Origin of the sequence: Pseudomonas sp. P7779 (assembly GCF_013386315.1) — a bacterium.
In the GTDB taxonomy this organism is placed as follows: domain Bacteria; phylum Pseudomonadota; class Gammaproteobacteria; order Pseudomonadales; family Pseudomonadaceae; genus Aquipseudomonas.
Map to the genome: position 1 here is coordinate 1 of NZ_JACARZ010000125.1, position 22,487 is coordinate 22,487.

Sequence of the window (22,487 nt, forward strand, 5' to 3'; positions counted from 1 at the left end):
GCGGAACCAATACCAGCCATAACCGAAGAAACGGATATGTACTCCCGCCTAAGGATCCAACACCCCCCCGCTGTACCCCTCAGACAACCGCGTCCCGGTAAACTTGGCCACCACCGAACCCTGTGAAACCAGCCGCTCCCGATGCCCCGTCACCATCCGCCCGGTTTGCGCCGCATGCAGCACAACCTCAGAAGCCGGATCCCCAGGCCGCCGAATAATCCGCGCAAACCGCTCACCCTCTTCCACCTGTTCACCCAAACCTTTTTCAAACACCAACACCCCGGCACACGGCGCCAGGATGGTCTCCATACAGCCCATATCCACCACCTGCCCGTGCCATTGCGCAATCACCGGCGCCTCATCAATCACCCCACTGGCACAAAGCCAACCCCAGATCCCATCACCATCCTGCCCGGCCAGGGCATCACTCACATCCGCCTGCCCACGCAATTCAATCGTCGCCGCCAACCGCGCCTGCCCATGATCAATGATGGTCTCCTCAAACGACCCATCACCACCCTCGTCCCAGACAATCACCACATCCACCTGCAACGCCGCCGCAAGCGCCCGGCCCGCGGGCCAAAAGCTGCGGTGGATGTAGAGATATGGCAGGGCTTCATCATCGGTGTGCAGGTCCAGCACCAGGTCAGCATCGGCGGCCAGTTGCACCAGGCTTTTCTGCCATTGCGCCAGGTTGCTGGCCGGCCGCTCCATGGCCAATGAATGATCAAACGCCCGGTTGAAATTCTGCCCGGTGGCTTCGTGAAACCGCCCCAACAACCGCCCCTGGCGAAACTGGCCAATGCCAAACGGGTTGGCCTGGGGCACCACCGTCACCGTGCCCTTGAGCCGGCCCTGATCCTGGCAGGCCTGCAAACGCGGCAGCAGTTGATGCAACACCAGCATCCCGGCGATTTCATCGGCATGCACACCGGCCTGCAGGTGCACCCGAGGGCCGTCGCCGTCACCCTCGAAGCGCCAGGCGCCAATGTGCAGGGTGTTCCCGGAATCCCCGGGGACTTGCCACGAAAGGTCTTTTGCCATGCCGTTGCCCTCCTCTTGTTGGTTCTGCAGGTATATATTGAACACACGTTCAACCATGTATCTTCACCGAGGGTGTGCCTGTGGCCGAAGACCGTCGCGACCTGTTGATTGCCGCCACCCTCACCAGCCTCGCCCGTGACGGGCATGCCGGCATTTCCGTGCGGCGCATCGCCGCTGAAGCCGGGGTTTCGGTGGGGTTGCTCAATCACCATTTCGGCAGTATCGATGCACTGATCGCCGAGACCTACCACAAACTCGCCAGCGAACTGACCACCGCCCTGTGGCAGGAAGTCGACCAGGCCGTGGGCCCTGCCGCGCGGCTCGATGCATTCCTCGCCGGCTCGTTTTCCTCGCGGGTCATGGACCCGAAACTGTTGGGCGTCTGGGTGGTGTTCTGGAGCCTGATCCGCCACTCGAACCACGTGAATGACTCCCATGAAAAAAGCTACCGCGCCTACCTCGAACTGATCCGCCAGTTGCTCGACGACCTGGCCGAGAGCGAAGGCTTCGTGATCCACGACACGCGCCTGGCCGCCATCGGCTTATCGGCGATGCTCGACGGACTCTGGCTCGAGTGGTGCCTCAACCCCGGCACCTTCAGCCCCGCCAACGGGCTGCACATCTGCCGTTGCTGGATACAGGGGCTGCGTCACGGAGCATTCGGCGCCGACCACATCCTGTGACACGGGGTGCCGGGCGCTGAGCATGGCCAGGGTGCCGCTGATGGCGATCAACACGGCGCCGAAAATCAGCGACACGTCCATCACCGTGCCCCAGACCAGGCTCGACAGCAGGAACGCCCAGATCAAACCGGTGTATTCAAACGGCGCCAGCAGCGTCGCCGTGGCCCGGCGGAAGCTCGCAAACAGCAGGAACTGGCCAATCCCGCCCACCAGCCCCGCGCCGAGCATGCCCAGCCATGCCGGGGTCGGCGATGGCGTGTGGGTCCAGGGCAGCGTCAGCGCCATGCAGATCACAAACACCACATTGGTGATCAGCATCTGCTCCAGCACCGAGGTGTTGTCGTCCACCTGGCGCAACTGGATATAGGTAAACGCCCAGCACAGTGCTGCCGCCAATGTCAGGGCGATTGGCAACGGATCTAGCATGTTGCTGGGGCGACAAGCGATCACCACGCCGACAAAGCCGATGATCAGCGAAATCCACTGGCCGCGACTGGCGCGCTCCTTGAGGATCAATGCCGCGAGCAACGTGACCATGATCGGTGCGGAAAAATACAGCGTGGTCATTTCCGCCAGGGTCAGGTCTCTGGCGGCGGTGTAGTACAGCAGCCAGGCCAACAGCGACAGCAGGCCGCGGATGATCAACAGCTTGCGGCTGACCGAGTGCCAGGCACGCTTGAGCAAACCCATTCGCCCGGCGATCACGCACGCGGCGACCACCACCAGGCTGCGCCAGAACAGGATGGTGAACACTGAGTAGTCGGCCACCAGCCATTTGATCCCGGCGTCCTGCAACGCCAGGAACGCATAGGCCAGCGAGCACAAGGCAATCCCTTGCAACGAGCGATCGGTTTTCATCCGGCAGACCTGCGCAACGGTGTGCCGCGTCGCTCGGCAATCGCGTACAGGGCTTCAATCAAAAAGGTCAGGCACAGGTAGACCCCGGCCACCAGCAGCAGCGGCTGGTAGATCTGCAAGGTCTGGGCGCGTACCACGTTGGCGGCGCCAAGCAGGTCGACTACCGCAATGGTCGAGGCCAGCGCCGTGGACTTGAGCAGCATCACCGTCTCCCCCGCCAGGGTCGGCAGCAGCAGGCGCATGGCCCGTGGCAGGCGCACCCGCAACAGTGCCTGGCGTGGCGTCATGCCGAACGCCGAGGCGGCTTCCATTTCACCCTTGGGCACGGCCAGCAGCCCGCCGCGAATCACTTCACCGACGTACGCGCCCACCGACAACACCAGGGCGAACACGATGTACCAGTAACCGTCCCGCAGGAACGGCCAGAGGAAACTCCCGCGAATCATCGGGAACTGGGCAAACAGGCTGCCCAGGCCGTAATAGAAGATGTAGATCTGGATCAGCAGCGGCGTGCCCCGCAGCACACTGGTGTAGCCCAGTGCGCAACGGGCCAGCCACTTGCGCCGGGACAGCCGCGCCAGCGCTACCAGCACCGCCAGGGCGAAGCCGAGCACTGCCGAGATCACCAGCAGCGACAGCGTCGTCTGCAAGCCCTTGGCGATCAGTCCTGCGTAATAACTTATCCACTCAGGCATGTGCGGCTCACTCGACAACCGGCATCCAGCGACGAATACGTCGCTCCAGGCGCCCGGACAGGTAGTTGGAGGCCAGTGTCACCAGGTAATACAAGGCGGCGGCCGTGAGGTAGAACAACAGGTAATGCCGGGTCGAGCCCGCCGCCTGTTTGGCGGTGTACAGCAGTTCGTTGGTGCCCACTACGCTGATCAGCGCGCTGTCCTTGATCAGATTGATCCACAGGTTGGACATCCCCGCCAGGGCGTATGGCGCCATGATCGGCAGGGTCACCCGACGGAACAGGCCAAAGCCGCTCAAGCCAAACGCCCGCGCCGCTTCGATCTGGCCATGGGGAATCGCGAGGATCGCCGCGCGAAAAATCTCCGAGGCGTACGCGCCTTGCACCAGCCCCAGTACCAGGACCGCTACCAGCGGGCCGCTGATGTTGAACTGCGCAAACCCCAGCCACAGCATCAATGCGTTGAGGCCCATCGAGCCGGCGTAATACAGCAGCAGGATCAGCAGCAACTCGGGCACCGCGCGAAACACCGTGGTGTAGCCGCGCATCAGCATGGCTATCGGGCGCGGTGCACTGAGCTTGGCGCAGGCCACCACCAGGCCGATCAGCAGCCCCACCGCAAACGAGCCGGCGGAGATCTGCAGGGTCATCCATAACCCCTTGAGCAATGCGTTGCCCCAGCCTTGTTCGCTGAAGCTGAGTAGATCGAACATCGCGGCTCCCTATTTCGATGACACGCGGTGACCCTGTGGTGAGGGAGCTTGCTGTGGCGAGGGAGCTTGCTCCCGCTGGACTGCGTAGCAGGCCCATTTTTTTGGGGGCGCTTCGCACCCCAGCGGGAGCAAGCTCCCTCGCCACAAGCACTCCCTTTCTACCGGATTAGTTTGTGTAGGGGCTGTCGCAGACTTTGCTCACATAGGCAGGCGTGTCGGCGCGTTTGCACGGGCTGACCGATACTCCAAACACGCTCTGGGACAGGTCGGCGTAGTCCTTGCTCACCAGCAACTCACCGATGGCCTTGTCGAGCCGGGCCTTGAGTTCGGTGTCTTCCTTGCGCAGGCCAGCCCCCACGCCGCGGCCGATGATCGGGTCGTAAGGCACTTCGGCGATTTCGGCCAGGCCCTGGGCCTCAGGGGTCTTGACCATCATGGCGATGGCGACGCCGTCGGCCATCATCAGGTCGGTGCGCCCGGCAATCAGGTCGGCGTTGGCCGATTCCTGGGTATCGTAGTACTTCAGGTCAGCAATGTTCTCGTAGTACTTCTTCAGGTAGTTGGCGCTGACCGTGGAGATCTGCACGCCGATGATCTTGCCCTTCAGCCCTGCAGGCGAGACTTCGACCGTGGTGCCCTTGGGGCCGGCAATGCCCAGCAGCGAATCGTAGTAGGCGCGGCTGAAGGCGATCTGTTTTTCGCGCTCTTCGGTGACCGACATCGAGGAGAAAATCACGTCGATTTTCTTCGCCAGCAGCGACGGAATAATCCCGTCCCAGGCCACTTCCTTGATCTGGCACTCAGCCTTCATCAAGCCGCAGAGCTTATGGATCAGGTCGACTTCAAAGCCCGTCCACTCACCATTGCCGCCCTTTACCGTGAACGGTGGGTAGGGTTCTGCCGCCACCGCGAACACAATGGGTTTCTCCGCCGCCAACGCAGTACCTGCCGCCAGCATCAACACAGCACTGCTCAACCACTTTGCCAATCGTTTGGATTTCATGATCTTGCCCCGTCTTTTTTTGGAGTTAGCGAGTTTGATGCGCGTTGACGAACTGCCGGCAACGTTCACTGCGTGGGTCGATAAACACCGAGTCCGGCGAGCCGGTTTCCTCGATCAGGCCTTGATGCAAAAACGCGACTTTGGATGACACATCCCGGGCGAACGCCATTTCATGGGTCACCAGGATCATGGTGCGGCCTTCTTCGGCCAGGGAGCGAATCACCCGCAGGACTTCGCCCACCAGCTCCGGGTCGAGGGCCGAGGTGGGTTCGTCGAACAGCATGACTTTGGGGCGCATGGCCAGGGCTCGGGCGATGGCCACCCGCTGCTGCTGGCCGCCGGAGAGGAACGCCGGGTATTCATTGCGCTTGGCGGCCAGGCCAACCCGGTCGAGCAAGGCTTCGGCGCGCTCGATGGCTTCGGCCCGGCTTTCGCGCAGCACCTGGGTCGGCGCTTCGATCAGGTTCTCCAGCACGGTGCGATGGGGCCACAAGTTGAAGTTCTGGAACACCATGCCGAGTGTCGAGCGAATCCGCACCAGTTGCCTGGCGTCGGCCACCAGCGGTGCGCCGGGCCGGCCGTAGTTGAGCTTGATGCTTTCACCGTCAACGTGAATGCTGCCCTGGTCCGGCACTTCGAGCATGTTGATGCAGCGCAGCAAGGTACTTTTGCCCGAGCCGCTGGCGCCGATCAGCGAGATCACCTCGCCTTCGTGGGCGGTCAGGGAGATGCCCTTGAGCACCTCGATATTGCCAAAGCGTTTATGCAGGTCGAGCACCTCAATCATCTTCTTCGCAGCCACCGGCTGTACGCTGATGATTTTCGCCGCAGGCTCGATTCGCGGTTCTCCGGCGAGCTTGGCGACGAAGCGGCTGATACGTTCACAGGCTTCGGCCAGTCGCGCTTCACCCAGGGTAAACGACAGCCGCACAAACCCCTGGGCCGGCTCGCCGAAGGCCGCGGCATCCAGCACGGAAACCCCTGCTTCGCGGAACAGCCGCCAGGCGAAATCCAGGGAGCCGAGGCCGGTGTCCCGCACATCCACCAACACGAACATGCCTGCCTGCGGGGCCCGCACGTGAATGCCCGGGCAACCGCCGAGACCTGCTACCACCAGGTCGCGGCGGCGGCGGTAGGTTTCGCGCATGCCCTGGGTGACTTCATCGTGGGCCAGCACGGCGGCGGTCGCGGCCTCCATCACGAACCCCGGCAAGCCGTAGAGCATGCTCAATACCAGGGTTTCCGCGTGGGCCACCATCGCAGGCGCGGCGACGATCCAGCCGATGCGCCAGCCGGTCATGGCATGGGACTTGGACAGGCTGCCGATCACGATGCAGCGATCGGCCATGCCCGGCAACGCGGCCAGGCTATGGTATTCGCCATCGAACACCAGGCTTTCGTAGACCTCGTCCACCACTACCCACAGTTCATGCTCGATCGCCAGGTCGGCGATCACCTGCAATTCCTGAGGGTTGAGGACAACGCCGGTGGGATTGTTGGGGTTGGAGAAGAAGATCGCCCGGGTGCGAGGCGTAATGGCGGCAGCCAGCAGTGCCGGGTCGAGGCGAAAGCCCGAGTCGGCGGAACACGGCACCCGCACCAGCGTTGCGCCGCTGGCCTTGAGGGTCGCTTCGTAGGTGACGTACATCGGGTCGAGCACGATCACTTCATCACCGGCCTGCAACAGGCACAGCGAGGTGACGAACAAGGCGTTCTGCGCACCGGCCACGGTGATGACGTTTTCAGCGTTGAGCGGGCGAGCCAGGGACTGGCTGTAGCGCGCGGCGATGGCATCGCGCAGTGCCGGGCGGCCGGGGATTTCGGTGTAGTGGGTGTCGCCCTGGCGCAGGGCCTCGACGGCGGCGTCGGTGATGAACGAGGGTGTGGCGAAATCCGGATCGCCCACACTCAGGATAATGATGTCTTCGCCTTTGCTGCTGGCCTGGAAGGCGGCGTGGTGGATGTCCCAGGCGGCTACGCCCTGCCCTGCAATTCGCTCGACAAAAGGTGAAAACCGCATGCCAGTGCCTCTCGTTCAATCAGAAAAAGCGCAAGCCCGCCTGTTACCAGGCAGGGGGTGCAGCCAACATAATTGAAACTGAACACTCGTTCAACGGCAAACTTCACCGGATGTCGTTAACAGCTAAAACAGGTCGTTGTGGTGGTTTGCCCATCAAGTTGCATTGGCGGTCCTGCAGTTCTTCGGCGGAGGCCAGGTTCCATTCCTTGAGCGTCAACCGCGTGGTCAACAGTACGAAGTTGCCGTTCGCCGCCGGTGCCAACAGCAAGCTGTAACTGGCCATGGCGTCGCCCTGGGCCTGCACGTAGTCATTCAGGATGGCCAATGGGTCGCGCAGGTCGAATTCCACCGCCGACAACGTACGGGCACTGTAGGTATGCCCCTGCAGTTTTACCGGCAGGGTTTGCCAGTGCTCGTCGAGGGTTGCCGCGCGTTCGTTGAGGGTGTTGAAAATGTCGGGGCGCAGGCAGGCGATATGAATGTGCAACTGGTTTTGCGTGCGGCCATACCGCGAGTTGATCGCCAGGGATACATAACGGTCGGCAATCGGCGTTTGCAGGCCGGCCGAGAGTACATCGTGGTGTTTCCACGCCTGGGCAAAGTAATGCGGCAACAAGTCCCGGGCCAGCGCGACGTCTTCGATTCCGGTGACTTTATCGGTGGGGATCAGTAAGTCCTGGTACGGGCCGTTGATGTCCTTGAGCAGCGCGAACCCCTTGTCCGGATCAACCTCGAGGCAGGGGCGCGGATTCTGGTGCTGGTTCTGGTCGGGCACGCATTGACGGCTGACGATCTGCCACAGCACATCGGGATTGCCGCGCCATTTCCAGGCGGCTGCCACCGCCACCACACACAGCAAACCACCCATGATCTTGAACAAGGGACCGCGCTTCATGCCAAAAACCTCAACGCCAAAGGAATGTCTTTTGTGTTTTGCAGCTGCAAGACATCCCTGTCGCAAAGGTTAACGCTGGGCCGGGGCCATGAACTCCGGCCCTACCGGGTCTTTTATCGTGCTGGCCAGAATACGGTCGATATGTTGCAGGTCATCGGCCGTGAGCTGCCAGCCGAACGCATCTTCAACGCCTTTGAGCTGCTCCGGCCGGCGGGCGCCCCACAGTGCAACCGTGGGGCCCTGGTCCAGCACCCAGCGCAACGCCAGGGCCAGCACAGACTTGCCGTGGCATTCGCGAGCGTACACGTCCAATGCCGCGACCGCCGCCAGGTACTGCTCAAAGCGTGGCGCCTTGAATTTCGGGTCGAGCTTGCGCACGTCATCCCCGGTAAAACCCGTGGCCGCGTGCATGCTGCCGCTCAACAAACCCCGGCACAGCGAACCGTAAGCCAAAACCACCAGTGAATTTTGCTTGGCGTACGGCAGGATATCGCTGTCGATCGCCCGCTCAAACAGGTTGTAGGGCGGCTGCACGGTGTCCAGGTGCGTGTACTGGCGGAAATCGTCCATTTGCGCAGGCGAATAATTGCTCACCCCCACGGCAAGGATCTTGCCTTCACGGCGCAGTTTTTCCAGCTCGCCGGCGGTTTCCTCCTGAGCTACCAACGGGTCGGGCCAGTGAATCTGGTAGAGGTCGATGTAGTCGGTTTCGAGGCGCAGCAGTGAGTCTTCGATTTCCTTGCGGATACGTCGGGCCGTGGCATTGCGGCGCACCGTGCCGTCGTCCCATTGCAACCCGGCCTTGGTGGCGATCACCGCCGTGTGGCGTACACCGCGCAGGGCCCGGCCGATCAGTTCTTCCGACAGCCCAAGGCCGTAGACCGGCGCACTGTCGATAAAGTTGATGCCGCTGGCCAGCGCATGGCGAATGGTCTTGACCGAGACCTCATTATCGGCGCCGCCCCACATCGAGCCACCCATGGACCAGGTGCCCAGTGCAATCCGCGAGACGGCCTTGTCGATGCCTGGGATCTTGATGGTTTCGATACTCATGAAAAAGCCTCCGCCAGAAACAATCAGTAAAAAAACGATTACTCTAGATCATCCGTGGTTGAATCGGGCTCAACGCCGCGTGCAACCCAAACCCCATAAAAGGTGCTTGATATGGCTGCGTTCAATCGCTCCGAGTTGGCCGACCTGAATGTCTTCATGGCGATCATCCGTCGCCGCAGTTTCCGGCATGCCGCCAATGAACTTGGCGTCACCACCTCGGCCCTGAGCCACACCATGCGCAACCTGGAAACGCGCCTGGGGGTCAAATTGCTGTATCGCACCAGCCGCGCCGTAGAACCTACCGATGCCGGCGTGGTACTGGCGGAAAAACTCAGTGCCGGCTTTGCGACGATCCAGGACGGCCTCGACACCCTCGAACTGTACCGCGAGGCGCCGATTGGCCGCCTGCGCCTGAACGTACCCCGGGATGCCGCGGTGCTGCTGATTTCGCCGGTGCTCGGCGAGTTCACCCGCACCTACCCGCAACTGCGCCTGGACGTGATGATCGAGGACCGCATGCTCGACATCGTCGCAGAGGGCTACGACGCAGGAATCCGCTATGGCGCCACGGTGCCCCAGGACATGGTGGCCGTGCCGCTGACCGGCGAGCTGCGCTGGATCATGGTCGCCTCCCCGGCCTACCTCGCACAGGCAGGGACACCTGCAGTGCCCAGGGACTTGCTCACGCACTCCTGTGTACGCATGTACCTGGGCGACAAGACCACCTACAAATGGGAACTGGGCAATGGCGCACGCCAACAGCGGCTCGATGTGCCCGGCCACTTCAGCGCGGCCGACACCCAGACCATCGTTGATGCGGCCCTGCAAGGCGTGGGTATCGCCTATTGCCTGGAGAATCGCGTGCTGGCGGAACTGGCCGAAGGGCGCCTGGTGGAAGTGCTGCCCGACTGGGCCTGCATCGGCGCGCCGCTGTGCATGTACTACCCCAGCCGGCGTCAGTCGCAGCCGGGATTGCGCCAGCTGATCGACATGATTCGGCTGAGGACCGCGGCGCACCCTTAGCATGGGCGCGTAAAACGCCGTATCAATCTGCATGCCAGTGGGATGGAATCGCTGAGGGGGCATCGGGTACGAAGAGTTACACCCGCTGGAGCGAAGCGCTGCTTGGGTGTACTCGATAAATTACCGGATCCCCCTCCTATGACAATTGCTCCTACTCAGGCTACGGCTTCTTTCATTCCTTTGAACGCACCTGACAAGCCGCTTCCCCCGGCGCGGCTCCAGGCCGCAGCGCCGGAAAATGCCGCGCCAGGCTCCCCCGGGACCAGGATCCCCAGCCCGCGTGCCGATGCCGACGGTGAACTGGCAGGCCAGGTAGCCAGCGCGCTGCGTCAGGTCAAGGGCGACGGCCATGATGACACGATCATGGTCGAGAACATTCCGCCGAACTCAACGTTCGGGCAGTGGTGGTCGCAGTTGGGGCGTGCCATGGAGTCTCCGCAAGTCCGTGACTGGATGAGGGAAAACGGGATAAACCCCAATTCAGTGATGATTGACCCCAATACCGGGAAGATCACCTACCAGCGCAGGCCCTCCGCCGCCGCGCAACCCAACGGCCCCGATGACAAAGGCTGGGCGCAGGTGGGCGCACAGGTCAGGGACGCCGCACGCGTTATCGGCGACGGTAACCCGATCCCCTTCAAACCGCCGCTCTCCCAAAACAGCAACAGTGCCCCCCTGTGGTTGGTGAGCCAATTCTACAAAGAGCAAGAACATATCCTGCCGGATCATGCCCACGAGCGTGCAGATGAGTTGGCGCGCGACAAAGCTTTTACCGGCGTGAGCGGCCCGCGTTTTGCGGACCTGCACGAAACCCGTGGTGAGGATGAGGTTGAGCGCCAGAAAGCCCTGGTGGGCAATACCCAGACGCTGAACACCGTGGGGCGTGAACTCAATTACCTGCTTGAGCGGATTCGATCGGGCAGCATTGGGAGCGGTGACGTTCTCGACTACCTGCAAAAGAATAAAGTCGAGCTTCACCCCGACAGCGCTTACCGCCAGGTCGGGAGCACCGACTCAGGGAGCACCATTAGCCTCAAGGAATTCCTTGAGATCAATGGCTGGGACGTGCCAACCACGCCCGAGGAGGTGGAGAACCTGACGAATTATCTGCTCAGGCCTGAACTCCAGGCGCCGCTCCATGGCAATTATGGCGGTGCGCTGGAATGGCAGCCCCCGCTTGCGCCCGAGGCGGCGAATCAGCTGCGGTCCGACCTGCGCCGCGGCAAGATCGGCGACGTTGATTTGAACGGCGCCAGGAACGTAGTGGAATACCTCATGCAGGGCAAGTCGTTCACGCCTTCCGAGCTGGCTGACCCGCAGCGGGTGCTCGACTCGCTGATCCGCTCCCCCAAGGGCAAGGCGTTGGGCGAGGCCCTCCAGGCAAAATTTGACGCGCAGTCCATCAAAGGCAGTGCCACTGATTGGCTGTTGGCGGCCATGAGTGTGGACAAAGACAACTCGTTCCGCGCGACAGACCCCAGGTCCAGGCATCACATCGCCGGTTTTGCCGTAACCGGGAACAGTACCTGGGGCAAACCCGCCTCCGGTATCGTCAGCCGGTTGGCCGAACATCTTGTCAGCACCGGCAAGGCATCGTCACCCGAGGCAGCGGCGCTACAAGCGCATCTGCTGCTCTCCACCCGCGCTCCGGAGTTCCTGGTTAAAGACATCCCGGACCAGGTCACCCCCGGTTCCCATAGTTGGGTCAGTTTTGTCACCGCGGTAGAACGCATCGAAGCGCAGTCTCCGGGTTCAACCGCAGGGATGTCCTACGGGCAGGTCATGCTCCACGCTGAGGTCGCGCCGGTCTCCGCCCAGGAGCGTTATGTCGAATATGCCGCCCAGCAAGAGGCGCTCAAGGATTGGGGAAGCGCGAACGGTATGCCGTATCCGGTGACCGAAGGCCAAATGAATGATGTACGCGATGCATTCGATGCGCAGATCACCGAGCTGAGCGCGGCCAGTCAAACACAGAGCATGCCGATGCCATTACGCAAGGAAATGGCCCTGGAGCAGTTGCGCAAAGCCCTGCCAGGCATGGATACGGCAACCCTGGAAGACAAGAGCATCACGCTGGAACCCGCCCATAGCGATTTCCCGGGGCCTTATTCGATCCTCGACTTGTATATGAAGGACGCGCTTCACCATCGACCTGGCGTCGAAGAACCACCGGCCGTAGGGGTACTTGGAATTGGGCCCCCGCCCCCCGCTGACAATCATTGGGTGACCTCATCCAGTACGTTGAACCTCAGCGAGGTGCTGGAAAAAACCAAAGACCTGCCAAGTATGCCGAACGTGTTCCAGGACGCGTTCGGGGAATACGCCGACGGCATCGAAAAAAGCGTCGCGGCCCAGGTGAAGTGGATGGTTTCGCGGCTCCCTGAAGAAGACCGTAAAAACCTGGAATACGGCGAAATCACAGTGGTCAGGGAAGTCGACGTCGATAAGGACAACTTTGGCAAGGAAACCCGCAAGCGGGTGCCCGAAGACAATTGCCTGCTGGTGAAAACCAGGCGCAAAAACCAGGTGCACACCTACGAAATCAATCTCAGGACCGCGAAGATTACCGAGCGTACGGACCTGGGTGACTTCACGGCAGGCAAACAACCTTCCAACCACACCCATTACCATAAAGACCTGGAAGAAGTCATACCTTCGGGCGAGTACGCACCCGGGTTGACGGATGAAAAAATCCAGGACGCCAACCCCAAGAGCTTTGGCAGTGCCCGAACGTCTTATATTGCCGATGCCATGGTGACGGATGTTGATATCCGGTCATTCAAAAAAGAGGCCGAGGGGGTCACCACGCTTGATACCGAGGTTCCCTTTTACAAGAAAGTCAATGAATTCCTCCTCAACCTGATCCCCTTGAGGTCGGCAATCGTCAACTTTCAAAACGGCAACATCGGCGAAGGTGTCGGCGACCTGGCCCTGGATATATTTGGGTTTGCCGTGGGCCTCGGTGCGGCAGCCAGGGGGGCCAAGGCCGTGGCCGCCGGCGCATCGGCTTTCAGCAAGTTCGCCCAGGGCGCGAAGATTGTCGGGCGCGCGGCGCTGGGGAGTTTCAATCCGTTGAGCGGGGCTGATGATCTGGCCCGGAGTGCATTGAAGCTGGGGCGCACCACGCTGACCGCTGGACGTAACGGCGTCAATCATCTGCGTGGCGCCTTGCGCAGTGTCGACCTGACGTCACTGGCGAAAAAGCCCGGCATTGCCGAAGGCACTTACAAGGCGGCCAATGCGACCGAAGAAGCCAAGGTGTTTGCGAAGTTTGATGACGCCACCGGTAATTGGCACGCCTTGAATGTGAAAACCAGACAGCCCTTTGGCGAGCCGCTGGAAAATTTCAAAGCTGACGCCGTGCCGGTAGAAGCGCTTCGCGACAAACTGGAGAAGCTCCATGCCAAAACGGGATACACCGGGACAATCTGCTACGAAAAAACCATGTTCGTCGGGATGGCAGACAATGCACTCCCGTTGAAAACTCGCGAGGCCGTGCTGGGCAGTGTGGTCAGGAGCGGGGATTCCAATTACACGCAACGCTACAAGGATCTGATGGGTATTACTGTCGAGAATACCAGCGCCGTATTCAGGCCCGCGGACATTACCGAATCAGGCGTTATCAACTTCATGAGCAATAAAGCAGACGGCAATATCGTACACACCGCCTATATTCAAAAGAGCAGTGATGGAAAGCTCTATATCTACAACACCAACCAAGCCGGCCTGGACAAAGCCATGTTCGATGCCACTGGCACTCTTGATCAATCGGTCGGTGCAACGGTATTCAGTCTTGATAATGACGGGCTGCAAAAGTTTCTCGACTCGGGGTTCACCTTCTCCTTCACCCCAAACAGCACCCTCAATGCCAACGTAACACGCCTGGCGACCTGACAAACCGCGCATTGCCCGAGCAGGCAATGCGCGTTTTTTGAACCTCTCTCTCCCGGCAAACCTCAAACGTTCACACAGACCATGCCCGGGACTATTCAATGACCTTCATCCTATGGATGGCCGTACTGGGCGCGGTGTTGCTCACCCTCGCCCTCACCTCCTCCTACCTGCGCTGGATGCCGGTCACCACCTCGGCGGTGTGCCTGTTGCTCGGCGTGTGTATCGGCCCGCTGGGCATGGACCTGCTGCATCTGGACATCAAGGCCTCGGCCAGTTGGATGGAACACCTGACGGAAGTCGCGGTGCTGTTTTCGCTGTTCGTCAGCGGGCTGAAACTGCGCCTGCCCCTCAAGCACCGAACCTGGCGCATTGCGTTTGGCATGGCCGGGCCGGTGATGCTCTTGACCATCCTCGGGACGTGCCTGGTGCTGCATTGGCTGCTGGGGTTGTCGTGGGGGGTTTCACTGCTGGTGGGGGCGATTCTTGCGCCCACCGACCCGGTGCTCGCGGGCCTGGTGCAGGTCAATAACGCGCAGGATTATGACGCGCTGCGCTTCGGTCTTTCCGGTGAGGCAGGCTTGAACGACGGCACGGCCTTCCCGTTCGTGATCTTTGCGCTGATTTTCATGCAGCACGGCGGGTTCGACGGTGACTGGCTGGGCGGCTGGGTGCTGAAAAACCTGCTCTGGGCCGTACCTGCCGGGTTGCTCGTGGGCTACTGGATGGGGCGTGGCATCGGTCGCGTCACCCTGAAGATGCGTATCACCAATGCCGACAGCACCCTGTCACCGAATGACTACCTGACGCTGGCCCTGATCGCCCTCGCCTATGTGGTGGCCGAAGCCATCGGCGGCTACGGCTTCCTGTCGGTATTTGCCGCCGGCCTGGGGCTGCGCCAGGCCGAGTTCAAGTCCACCGGCAACTCACAAACCCCGGCGGAACATCTGGCACAGCCGGTGGTTGGCCACATGGAAGTTGAGCCGGAGCATGCGTTGCATGGCGATGTCGGGCAACTGCAGGACACGCAAATCGCCGCCGGGGTGATGATGGGCGACATGCTCGCCTTTGGTGGGCTGGTAGAGCGTTCGATGGAAGTGTTCCTGGTGACCTTGCTGGGCGTGGTGCTGGTCAGCCATTGGGACTGGCGGGCGCTGGCGGTGGGGGCGGCGCTGTTTTGCGTGATTCGCCCCCTCAGCGTGCTGTCGATACCCTGGGGCAGCTTGCTGAATCGCCATCAGCGCGGGCTGGTGGGCTGGTTCGGGATTCGCGGGATCGGCAGCATCTACTACCTGTTCTATGCCATCAACCACGGGCTGGTGGGCACCAGCAGTGCGGTCGCGGTGAACCTGACGCTGTCAGTCATTGCCCTGAGCATCGTCGTTCATGGTCTCAGCACGCAGCCGATGCTGGCGTGGTATGAACGACGTGCCCAGGCACAACAATGACGTCTACTCCTGGTTTTCAGTGTTGCCGACGTCAGCGGCATCATCCAGGTCGTTAAGCGGTACTTCGGCATCATCCATCAATGAACCCGGGTCTTCATTGCCCGGGTCATTGAGTTCATCGTCTTCGTCTATTTCAACTGACATCACCGTCTCCTCTAACCGCCTTGGGTATCGATATCGGCATCGGTTTCAGGCTTGGGCTCGCGCTCGGGCTTGAAGTCTGGACTGTAGTCGTTTTCCTTGGCCTTGGGGTCGCTGGCAGGCTTGGGGTCTTTTGGCGCGTCGGCCGCGGTGCCGTGGGCCGGTTCGCCGCGGTCGATGGCGGGATCGTTACGGTTGCTGGTTTGCGGGTCGTTGTCTGTGCTCATGGCTCACCTCTGTTGGAAAACGCAGACTGCGTAAAGGTAAGGTCCCGTGCGGGTCGGTGAAGTTCCAATTGCTTATGAGCCGGGGTTGTCCACCTGGATGTAAAACGCGTAGGCCCCCAGCATCACCCAGAACACCATGAACAGCCAGGGCGCGCGCATCGAGAACAACAGCGACTTGCGATAGCCCTTGTGGGACGACTCCATCTCACTGAACAGTGGCGACTCATCGTAGGCCAGGCCCATCACCGGCTCGCTGCGCAGCAGTTCGCTCTGCTTGTAATGCCAGTGGTCGATGATTTCGTAGGCCGCCCGAATCCCCGGCCAGGCGTTGAGGGAACTGAGAATGCCCAGGGTCGCCAGGAACACGGGCACCACCAGGGTGAACAGCTTGCCCCATTCGGGGTTCAGGTTGCCCATGCCGGACACGAAGGCGATCACCAGGAATGACTGGGCCGTGAGGTAGGCGTCGGTGCGGTTGGCCAAAATGCTGGTTTCGTACTGGATTTCACGCCGGTAAAAGTCGAGACGGTCCTTGGGCGAACCGAAAATCTTAGCGTTGTGTTCGCTGTGGTCGGTCAGGCTCGATTCCGGGGTGTCGGGTGAGATGATTCTGGGCACATCCGTGCTCCGTGCTGGCATTTGAAGCAGTTTAGAAGAACCGGGCTGGTGCAAAGTTCAAGTAATCAGTGCACCGTTTTGAGGCGATAGGGCCGCATCGGTGGCGCGGGAGCTTGGTGCCGCTGGACCGGGACAGCGCTCCGGTGCGCAGCGGTCTGGTTCCTTTTTGGGGCCGCTGCGCAGCCCAGCGGGAGCAAGCTCCCTCGCCACCAGGTGGATGGCACAGGCATTGCTTTAGTCCTTTATCTGCCCGGATACAGGAGCAATCGTTACCCCCCGACCCAGAGCCCACCCCAAAAGAAAGTAAGGACCAGGCCTGCTGGCACCATCAGCCACGGGCTCATAAAAAAATGCGTTTTCTAAAGCGGCAGTGCCAAAGCGCAGTTAGTCCCGGCACTGACAAGGTAATTGGAATGGCTCGATCTTTCTTTGATGAAATGAATGACGCACAAGGCGTTTGCCGTGCGCATTATCAGGAATTCTCCCGCTGGCTGGCCAACACGCCGCCAGAACTGCTGGCCCAGCGCCGCCGTGAAGCCGACCTGCTGTTTCACCGCGCCGGGATCACCTTCACCCTGTATGGCGACGAGCAAGACACCGAGCGCCTGATCCCCTTCGATATCATCCCCCGCAGCATCCCCGCCAGTGAGTGGAGTGTCATCGAGCGCGGCTGTATCCAGCGGGTGAATGCGCTGAACATGTTCCTTGCCGACATCTACCACGACCAACGCATCATCAAGGCCGGGATCATTCCCGCCGATCAGGTGCTGGGCAACGAGGGATACCAGAAAGCCATGGTCGGCCTGGACCTGCACCGCGATATCTATTCGCACATCTCCGGGGTCGACCTTGTGCGCGATGGCGACGGCACCTACTACGTGCTCGAAGACAACCTGCGTACCCCCAGCGGCGTGAGCTACATGCTCGAAGACCGCAAGATGATGATGCGCCTGTTCCCCGAGGTGTTCGCCAAGCAACGCATCGCCCCGGTGGACCACTATCCCAACCTGCTGCTCAAGACCCTGAAAAGCTCCAGCCGCCTGGACAACCCGAATGTGGTGGTGCTGACGCCAGGCCGGTTTAACAGCGCGTTCTTCGAGCATGCATTCCTGGCCCGGGAAATGGGCGTGGAGCTGGTGGAAGGCGCCGACCTGTTCGTGCACGACCTCAAGGTGTTCATGCGTACCACCGACGGCCCCAAGGCCGTGGATGTGATCTACCGCCGCATCGACGATGCCTTCCTCGATCCGCAGGCTTTCAACCCCGATTCGATGCTCGGCGTGCCCGGCCTGGTCGCGGCGTACTGCGCGGGCAACGTAGTGCTGGCGAATGCGATCGGCACCGGCGTGGCGGACGACAAGTCGATCTACCCGTACGTGCCGGAAATGATCCGGTTCTACCTGGATGAAGAGCCGGTCCTGCAAAACGTGCCGACCTTCCAGTGCCGCAAGCCGGATGAGCTGTCCCACGTACTGGCGCACCTGCCGGAACTGGTGGTCAAGGAAACCCAGGGTTCCGGCGGCTACGGCATGCTGGTGGGCCCGGCGTCCAGCGCGGCCGAGATCGAGGACTTCCGCCAGCGTATCAAGGCCCGCCCTCATGCCTACATCGCCCAACCGACCTTGAGCCTGTCCACTTGCCCGACGTTTGTCGAAAACGGCATCGCGCCGCGGCATATCGACCTGCGACCGTTCGTGCTCTCGGGCAAGGAAACCCGCCTGGTACCCGGTGGCTTGACCCGCGTGGCGCTGCGCGAAGGCTCATTGATCGTCAACTCGTCGCAAGGCGGCGGAACCAAGGACACCTGGGTGGTGGAGGGCTGAGTATGCTGAGTAGAACCGCCGCAGATCTGTATTGGATGTCCCGTTACCTGGAGCGTGCCGAGAACCTGGCGCGCATGCTGGAAGTCAGTTATTCGCTGTCGTTGATGCCCCAGGCCGGGCGCAGTGACGGGCTGGACGAGTTGGCCATGTCGCTGCTCAGCAGCGGCACCCTGGACAGTTACCTTGAGCGCCATCAGCAACTGGACGCCGAGCGCATGCTGCACTTCTTCGCCCTCGACGAGGAAAACCCCGCCAGTATCTACAACTGCCTGCGGGCTGCACGGGGTAATGCCCATGCGGTGCGGGGACGGATCACGGCTGATATGTGGGAAAACCTCAACGCCACCTGGCTGGAGATGCGCAGTATTGCGGCCGGCGGGTTGGCGCGGCATGGCATCAGCCACTTTTGTGACTGGGTGAAGCAGCGCTCGCACCTGTTTCGTGGGGCGACGTCCGGGACGATCATGCGTAACGATGCGTATCGGTTTATTCGGCTGGGGACGTTTGTCGAGCGGGCGGATAACACGTTGCGGTTGCTGGACGCGCGGTATGAAATGTTTGGGGAAGAGTCCGAGGAAGTCAGCGACCTTTCGGCACGCGGGTATTACCAGTGGAGCGCGTTGTTGCGGGCGCTGTCGTCGTTTGAGGCGTATACCGAGCTGTACCCGAATGCGCTGAATGCGCGGTCGGTGTCGGAGTTGTTGCTGTTGCGCAGTGATGTGCCGCGCTCGTTGCATGCGTGTATCGAGGAGTTGAGCCATATCCTGGCGGACCTGCCGGGGAGTTATGGGCGTACGGCCCAGCGTTTGGCGGCGGAGTTTGAGGCGCGGCTGAGGTATACAGGGATTGATGAGATTCTGGAGGATGGGCTGCATAGCCGGTTGACGGATTTTATCGACACCGTGCGGGAGTTGGCGCGGGCGATTCATAGCTCCTACCTTGAAGTCGTCTGATGATCGTTCCCACGCTGATCGTTCCCACGCTCCGCGTGGGAATGAATCCGGTGACGCTCCGCGTCACGACTTCACGAGCGGACGCAGAGCGCCCTGGCGGCATTCCCACGCAGAGCGTGGGAACGATCGTCCAGCGTGGGAACGATCGTCGAAAGTGGGAACGATCATAGGTCTACTGGTTTTTCACCAGTACCGGTTCTGCGCGGTACTGCTCAGGGAACAATTTTTTCAGCTGGGCCACCTTGGGCAGGTCGTTGATCACGATGTAGGGGTACGACGGGTTTTCGGTCAGGAAGTCCTGGTGATAGGACTCCGCCGGGTAGAAGGCTTTGCCCATCTCGATCTTGGTCACGATCGGCTTGTCGAAGGCTTTCGCGGCGTCGAGCTGGGCGATGTAGGCCTGGGCGACTTTTTGCTGTTCGGCGTTCTGGGCAAAGATCGCCGAGCGGTACTGGGTGCCGCTGTCCGGGCCCTGGCGGTTGAGTTCCGTGGGGTTGTGGGCGACCGAGAAGTAGATCTGCAGCAGCTTGCCGTAGCTGACCTTGCTCGGGTCGTAGGTCACGGCGACGGACTCGGCGTGGCCGGTGTCGCCGCCGCTGACGCTTTCGTACTGCGCGGTGCTCGCCGCGCCGCCGTCATAGCCGGAGACGGCGTTTTTCACCCCTTGTACATGCTGGAACACACCCTGCACGCCCCAGAAGCAGCCGCCGGCGAAGACCGCGGTTTGCAGGTTGTTCGCGTCTGCCGCCAGGTCCATGGCCGGCGGCGCGATGGCCACGGCGTCGTCGGACGGGCCGAAGGAGAACGCCGAGCTGTGGCCGACAAAGGCGGCGAACGCCAGGGCCGGTAAGTACTTAAGCAGTTTCATCTCAGTCACTCCGAAACATCAGGATAAATGCGGTCAACTGTGGGAGCTGGCTTGCCTGCGATTGAGGTGGTGAATTCAACATCGCTATCGCAGGCAAGCCAGCTCCTACATGATCGGGTTAACCATGCCAAATTTCGCTATGGGTTAGCCGAAGGTGAAGGCATAGGCCGCCACTTGCGGGTCCAGGAACTCGATGGTGAAGGTCCGGTCCTTGACCGCGCCCGGCTGGCGCACCAGTTGATACAAGCGTTGTTCGGTCACGGTGCCGCTGCCATCCGGTGCGACGTCGGTGCCGTGGGCATCCCCCGGCGCCTGGCCGTCGATGCTGACCTTGAAGCGCACCGGCTTGCCGTCGGCGCCCGGGCCCAGCACCAGGTGCAGGTCACGGGCGTGGAAGCGGTAGACGATCTTGCCGTTGGCCGCTGCGAGGGTGGCTTGCTGGCCGCCGACGTTCCATGGGCCTTCCAGGGTCCAGTTGTTCAAGGCCAGGTTGCCGGCTGCCGGGTAGTTCACCACCTTGTCGGTGCCCAGGGTGCCGGTGGTCACGAAGTTCTCGGCGCGCTGGAAGCCCAGGTAGGTTTCCGGCGACTGCACTTCGTTCATGTCCGGTGCGGCCTGGATGCCCTTGGCATCGGCTTCGATCAAGCCGCCCGCCACCTTGGTAGCGCCCGCCTCACGCAGCAGTTGCTGGATCACTCGCTCGGACTCGGCGTAGTCACCCTCGCCAAAATGGTGATAGCGGATCTGGCCCTTGGCATCGGCAAAGTAATGCGCCGGCCAGTACTGGTTGTTGAAGGCGCGCCAGATCTTGTAGTTGTTGTCGATGGCCACCGGGTAAGTGATGCCCAGGTCCTTCATGGCCTTGGTGACGTTGTTCACGTCGCGTTCGAAGGCGAATTCCGGAGCGTGCACACCGATCACCACCAGGCCCTGGTCGCGGTATTTCTCGGCCCAGGCCTTGACGTACGGCAAGGTGCGCAGGCAGTTGATGCAGGAGTAGGTCCAGAAATCCACCAGCACCACCTTGCCTTTCAACGCCTCGGCAGTCAGTGGCTCGGAGTTGAGCCATTGCACGGCACCGTCCAGCGGCGGCAACTGGCCTTCCACTGGCAGCGTGTCACTGTGGTTGGCGGCCATCATCGCGCCGCCGGCCATCATCGCCCCGCTCTTCTGTTCAGGCTTGGCGCTGAGTTTTTCCACCAGGCTTTGTTCCAGGCCTCCGGTTGACGCCGTCGACAGGCGCGCCAGGATCCCGGTGTCCAGGCCCAGGGCGATGGCCGCCACACCGGCCAACATCAGGGCGCCGAGCCCACGACGCAGCCATTCACCAGCGCCCAGCGAACGCTTCATGAAACCGAAGACTTTACCGCCGACCAGCAGCGCCAAGGCCAGGGAGGTGGCAGCCCCTGCCGCGTAGGCCAGCAAGAGCAAGGTAGTGCCGATACTGGCGCCCTGCAGCGCGGCGCCCGTCAGCACCAGCCCGAGGATGGGCCCGGCGCACGGCGCCCACAGCAGCCCGGTGGCCACGCCGATCAGGAACGATGCGCCCGGACGCGGCCGCGAATCGGCCCCGGCGGCTTCCGACAGGCGACTGCCCGCGGCCACCAGCGGCCGGGTCAGGCGCTCGGACAGGCTTGGCAGCAGCAGTGTCAGCCCGAATAGCGCAACAAACAGCAACGCGAGCCAGCGACCGTACTGATTGACTTGCACCACCCAACCGCCGCCCACCGCCGCGAGCGAGGCGACCAGGGCGAAGGTCATCGCCATCCCCAGCAGCAGCGGCAAGCCACTGCGCAAAAACGGCTGCCCGGTGCGAGCGAAGACAAAAGGCAGAACCGGCAGGATGCAGGGACTGACAATCGTCAGCACGCCGCCCAGATATGCGAGAACCAAAAGCCACATGGGGTAGACCCTTATAGGAAGACATTGAATTAAGTCGCGGTGAACGTCATGGCTGCGCCGTTCATGCAGTAGCGCAGGCCGGTGGGTGCCGGGCCGTCATCGAACACGTGGCCCTGATGACCGCCGCAGCGGCGGCAGTGGATTTCCTTGCGTACCACGCCGAAGGAGGTGTCGACGTGGCTGGCCACGGCGTTTTCCAGGGGTTGCCAGAAGCTGGGCCAGCCGGTGTGGCTTTCGAATTTGGTGGCTGAGGCGTACAGGGGCAAAGCGCAACCGGCGCAGGCGAAGGTGCCGTTGCGGTGTTCACTGTTGAGGGCGCTGCTGTAGGGGCGTTCGGTGCCCTCCTCCCGCAGGATCGCGTACTGCTCGGCGGTCAACAGGGTGCGCCATTCGGCGTCGGTGTGGCTGACTTCGAAATGTTCGGCGGCTTCGGCTTCGGCGATCAGGGCGGGGCCGGCGTTGATTTTTTGCAGCAGGCCACCGGCGATTACTGCGAGGCCGAGGCCGCCGCCGGCGAGCAGGATCTGTCGACGTGAATACATGAGTTGCTCCTCACACAAGTGCGGATGGCTGGCGAAGCCCCTATGGCTGATAAACAAACTGTGGCGAGGGAGCTTGCTCCCGCTGGAG

19 protein-coding genes and 1 pseudogene are annotated in these 22,487 nt (G+C 61.7%); 6 read left to right on the forward strand and 14 right to left on the reverse strand.

Annotated features, from left to right (window positions below):
• Positions 1-48: 48 nt before the first annotated feature.
• On the reverse strand, positions 49-1,044 hold the full coding sequence (locus HX869_RS28555; protein ID WP_178904017.1) for a succinylglutamate desuccinylase/aspartoacylase family protein: 996 nt from the start codon (positions 1,042-1,044) through the stop codon (positions 49-51).
• A 158-nt stretch (positions 1,045-1,202) separates the two neighbouring features.
• On the opposite strand from HX869_RS28555, the pseudogene HX869_RS28560 reads away from it, so the two are divergent.
• A pseudogene (locus HX869_RS28560) lies at positions 1,203-1,631 on the forward strand (TetR family transcriptional regulator C-terminal domain-containing protein); the annotation flags it as partial.
• Here the strand turns inward: HX869_RS28560 and HX869_RS31655 are convergent.
• From HX869_RS31655 to HX869_RS28590, 7 genes are all read right to left on the reverse strand, one after another.
• A complete protein-coding gene (locus HX869_RS31655) occupies positions 1,587-2,585 on the reverse strand; it encodes a DMT family transporter (RefSeq protein WP_008433732.1) in 999 nt (332 codons plus the stop codon). The pseudogene HX869_RS28560 and the gene HX869_RS31655 sit on opposite strands and share 45 nt — an antisense overlap.
• Complete coding sequence (locus HX869_RS28565) at positions 2,582-3,280, reverse strand: ABC transporter permease (protein ID WP_003217050.1); 699 nt, start codon at positions 3,278-3,280, stop codon at positions 2,582-2,584. The genes HX869_RS31655 and HX869_RS28565 overlap by 4 nt, the downstream gene beginning before the upstream one ends.
• A gap of 7 nt (positions 3,281-3,287) precedes the next feature.
• Entirely contained in the window at positions 3,288-3,992 is a 705-nt protein-coding gene (locus HX869_RS28570) for an ABC transporter permease (protein WP_003217052.1), read from the reverse strand.
• Positions 3,993-4,158: 166 nt separating this feature from the next.
• Positions 4,159-4,995, reverse strand: coding sequence for a transporter substrate-binding domain-containing protein (locus HX869_RS28575; protein WP_087692319.1), 837 nt, complete (start codon positions 4,993-4,995; stop codon positions 4,159-4,161).
• Positions 4,996-5,020: 25 nt separating this feature from the next.
• The gene (locus HX869_RS31725) at positions 5,021-7,015 is read right to left on the reverse strand and encodes an aminotransferase class I/II-fold pyridoxal phosphate-dependent enzyme (protein ID WP_087692318.1); all 1,995 of its coding nucleotides are present in this window, start codon (positions 7,013-7,015) and stop codon (positions 5,021-5,023) included.
• Positions 7,016-7,118: 103 nt separating this feature from the next.
• Positions 7,119-7,910, reverse strand: a complete 792-nt coding sequence (locus HX869_RS28585) for a CDP-diacylglycerol diphosphatase (protein WP_178904018.1) — start codon at positions 7,908-7,910, stop codon at positions 7,119-7,121.
• 69 nt (positions 7,911-7,979) lie between these two features.
• Positions 7,980-8,963: an aldo/keto reductase gene (locus HX869_RS28590; RefSeq protein WP_003217060.1), complete on the reverse strand. Its 984-nt coding sequence runs from the start codon at positions 8,961-8,963 to the stop codon at positions 7,980-7,982.
• Between the two features lie 111 nt (positions 8,964-9,074).
• Here HX869_RS28590 and HX869_RS28595 point away from each other — a divergent pair, with 111 nt between their 5' ends.
• The 3 genes from HX869_RS28595 to HX869_RS28605 all read left to right on the forward strand — a co-directional run bounded on the left by HX869_RS28595 (position 9,075) and on the right by HX869_RS28605 (position 15,325).
• Positions 9,075-9,986: a LysR family transcriptional regulator gene (locus HX869_RS28595; protein ID WP_134326650.1), complete on the forward strand. Its 912-nt coding sequence runs from the start codon at positions 9,075-9,077 to the stop codon at positions 9,984-9,986.
• A gap of 102 nt (positions 9,987-10,088) precedes the next feature.
• Complete coding sequence (locus tag HX869_RS28600) at positions 10,089-13,880, forward strand: hypothetical protein (protein ID WP_256736799.1); 3,792 nt, start codon at positions 10,089-10,091, stop codon at positions 13,878-13,880.
• A gap of 98 nt (positions 13,881-13,978) precedes the next feature.
• Positions 13,979-15,325 carry a sodium:proton antiporter gene (locus tag HX869_RS28605; RefSeq protein ID WP_178904019.1) on the forward strand — a complete coding sequence of 449 codons (1,347 nt, stop codon included), beginning with the start codon at positions 13,979-13,981 and terminating at the stop codon, positions 15,323-15,325.
• Positions 15,326-15,328: 3 nt separating this feature from the next.
• Here HX869_RS28605 and HX869_RS28610 read toward each other — a convergent pair whose 3' ends face one another.
• The 3 genes from HX869_RS28610 to HX869_RS28620 all read right to left on the reverse strand — a co-directional run bounded on the left by HX869_RS28610 (position 15,329) and on the right by HX869_RS28620 (position 16,311).
• On the reverse strand, positions 15,329-15,469 hold the full coding sequence (locus tag HX869_RS28610; RefSeq protein ID WP_003217070.1) for a hypothetical protein: 141 nt from the start codon (positions 15,467-15,469) through the stop codon (positions 15,329-15,331).
• An 11-nt stretch (positions 15,470-15,480) separates the two neighbouring features.
• Entirely contained in the window at positions 15,481-15,693 is a 213-nt protein-coding gene (locus tag HX869_RS28615; protein WP_178904020.1) for a hypothetical protein, read from the reverse strand.
• 72 nt (positions 15,694-15,765) lie between these two features.
• Positions 15,766-16,311: a hypothetical protein gene (locus tag HX869_RS28620; protein WP_003217074.1), complete on the reverse strand. Its 546-nt coding sequence runs from the start codon at positions 16,309-16,311 to the stop codon at positions 15,766-15,768.
• Positions 16,312-16,724: 413 nt separating this feature from the next.
• On the opposite strand from HX869_RS28620, the gene HX869_RS28625 reads away from it, so the two are divergent.
• Together HX869_RS28625 and HX869_RS28630 are read left to right on the forward strand one after the other, a co-directional pair.
• Positions 16,725-18,134 (forward strand): circularly permuted type 2 ATP-grasp protein, encoded by a 1,410-nt coding sequence (locus tag HX869_RS28625; protein ID WP_003217076.1) that lies wholly within the window; start codon positions 16,725-16,727, stop codon positions 18,132-18,134.
• Positions 18,135-18,136: 2 nt separating this feature from the next.
• Complete coding sequence (locus HX869_RS28630) at positions 18,137-19,087, forward strand: alpha-E domain-containing protein (RefSeq protein WP_003217078.1); 951 nt, start codon at positions 18,137-18,139, stop codon at positions 19,085-19,087.
• 172 nt (positions 19,088-19,259) lie between these two features.
• Here HX869_RS28630 and msrA read toward each other — a convergent pair whose 3' ends face one another.
• The 3 genes from msrA to msrB form a co-directional block, all read right to left on the reverse strand.
• The gene (gene msrA / locus HX869_RS28635; RefSeq protein WP_177021708.1) at positions 19,260-19,955 is read right to left on the reverse strand and encodes a peptide-methionine (S)-S-oxide reductase MsrA; all 696 of its coding nucleotides are present in this window, start codon (positions 19,953-19,955) and stop codon (positions 19,260-19,262) included.
• Positions 19,956-20,099: 144 nt separating this feature from the next.
• Positions 20,100-21,857 (reverse strand): cytochrome c biogenesis protein DipZ, encoded by a 1,758-nt coding sequence (locus HX869_RS28640; protein ID WP_087692313.1) that lies wholly within the window; start codon positions 21,855-21,857, stop codon positions 20,100-20,102.
• A 29-nt stretch (positions 21,858-21,886) separates the two neighbouring features.
• Positions 21,887-22,399, reverse strand: coding sequence for a peptide-methionine (R)-S-oxide reductase MsrB (msrB, locus tag HX869_RS28645; RefSeq protein ID WP_003217084.1), 513 nt, complete (start codon positions 22,397-22,399; stop codon positions 21,887-21,889).
• Positions 22,400-22,487: the final 88 nt, after the last annotated feature.

Excerpts from the sequence above, each read along its gene's own strand:
- HX869_RS28555 (WP_178904017.1), bottom strand. The coding sequence starts at position 1,044 with ATGGCAAAAGACCTTTCGTGGCAAGTCCCCGGGGATTCCGGGAACACC.
- HX869_RS31655 (WP_008433732.1), bottom strand. The coding sequence starts at position 2,585 with ATGAAAACCGATCGCTCGTTGCAAGGGATTGCCTTGTGCTCGCTGGCC.
- HX869_RS28565 (WP_003217050.1), bottom strand. The coding sequence starts at position 3,280 with ATGCCTGAGTGGATAAGTTATTACGCAGGACTGATCGCCAAGGGCTTG.
- HX869_RS28570 (WP_003217052.1), bottom strand. The coding sequence starts at position 3,992 with ATGTTCGATCTACTCAGCTTCAGCGAACAAGGCTGGGGCAACGCATTG.
- HX869_RS28575 (WP_087692319.1), bottom strand. The coding sequence starts at position 4,995 with ATGAAATCCAAACGATTGGCAAAGTGGTTGAGCAGTGCTGTGTTGATG.
- HX869_RS31725 (WP_087692318.1), bottom strand. The coding sequence starts at position 7,015 with ATGCGGTTTTCACCTTTTGTCGAGCGAATTGCAGGGCAGGGCGTAGCC.
- HX869_RS28585 (WP_178904018.1), bottom strand. The coding sequence starts at position 7,910 with ATGAAGCGCGGTCCCTTGTTCAAGATCATGGGTGGTTTGCTGTGTGTG.
- HX869_RS28590 (WP_003217060.1), bottom strand. The coding sequence starts at position 8,963 with ATGAGTATCGAAACCATCAAGATCCCAGGCATCGACAAGGCCGTCTCG.
- HX869_RS28595 (WP_134326650.1), top strand. The coding sequence starts at position 9,075 with ATGGCTGCGTTCAATCGCTCCGAGTTGGCCGACCTGAATGTCTTCATG.
- HX869_RS28605 (WP_178904019.1), top strand. The coding sequence starts at position 13,979 with ATGACCTTCATCCTATGGATGGCCGTACTGGGCGCGGTGTTGCTCACC.
- HX869_RS28610 (WP_003217070.1), bottom strand. The coding sequence starts at position 15,469 with ATGTCAGTTGAAATAGACGAAGACGATGAACTCAATGACCCGGGCAAT.
- HX869_RS28615 (WP_178904020.1), bottom strand. The coding sequence starts at position 15,693 with ATGAGCACAGACAACGACCCGCAAACCAGCAACCGTAACGATCCCGCC.
- HX869_RS28625 (WP_003217076.1), top strand. The coding sequence starts at position 16,725 with ATGGCTCGATCTTTCTTTGATGAAATGAATGACGCACAAGGCGTTTGC.
- HX869_RS28630 (WP_003217078.1), top strand. The coding sequence starts at position 18,137 with ATGCTGAGTAGAACCGCCGCAGATCTGTATTGGATGTCCCGTTACCTG.
- msrA (WP_177021708.1), bottom strand. The coding sequence starts at position 19,955 with ATGAAACTGCTTAAGTACTTACCGGCCCTGGCGTTCGCCGCCTTTGTC.
- HX869_RS28640 (WP_087692313.1), bottom strand. The coding sequence starts at position 21,857 with ATGTGGCTTTTGGTTCTCGCATATCTGGGCGGCGTGCTGACGATTGTC.
- msrB (WP_003217084.1), bottom strand. The coding sequence starts at position 22,399 with ATGTATTCACGTCGACAGATCCTGCTCGCCGGCGGCGGCCTCGGCCTC.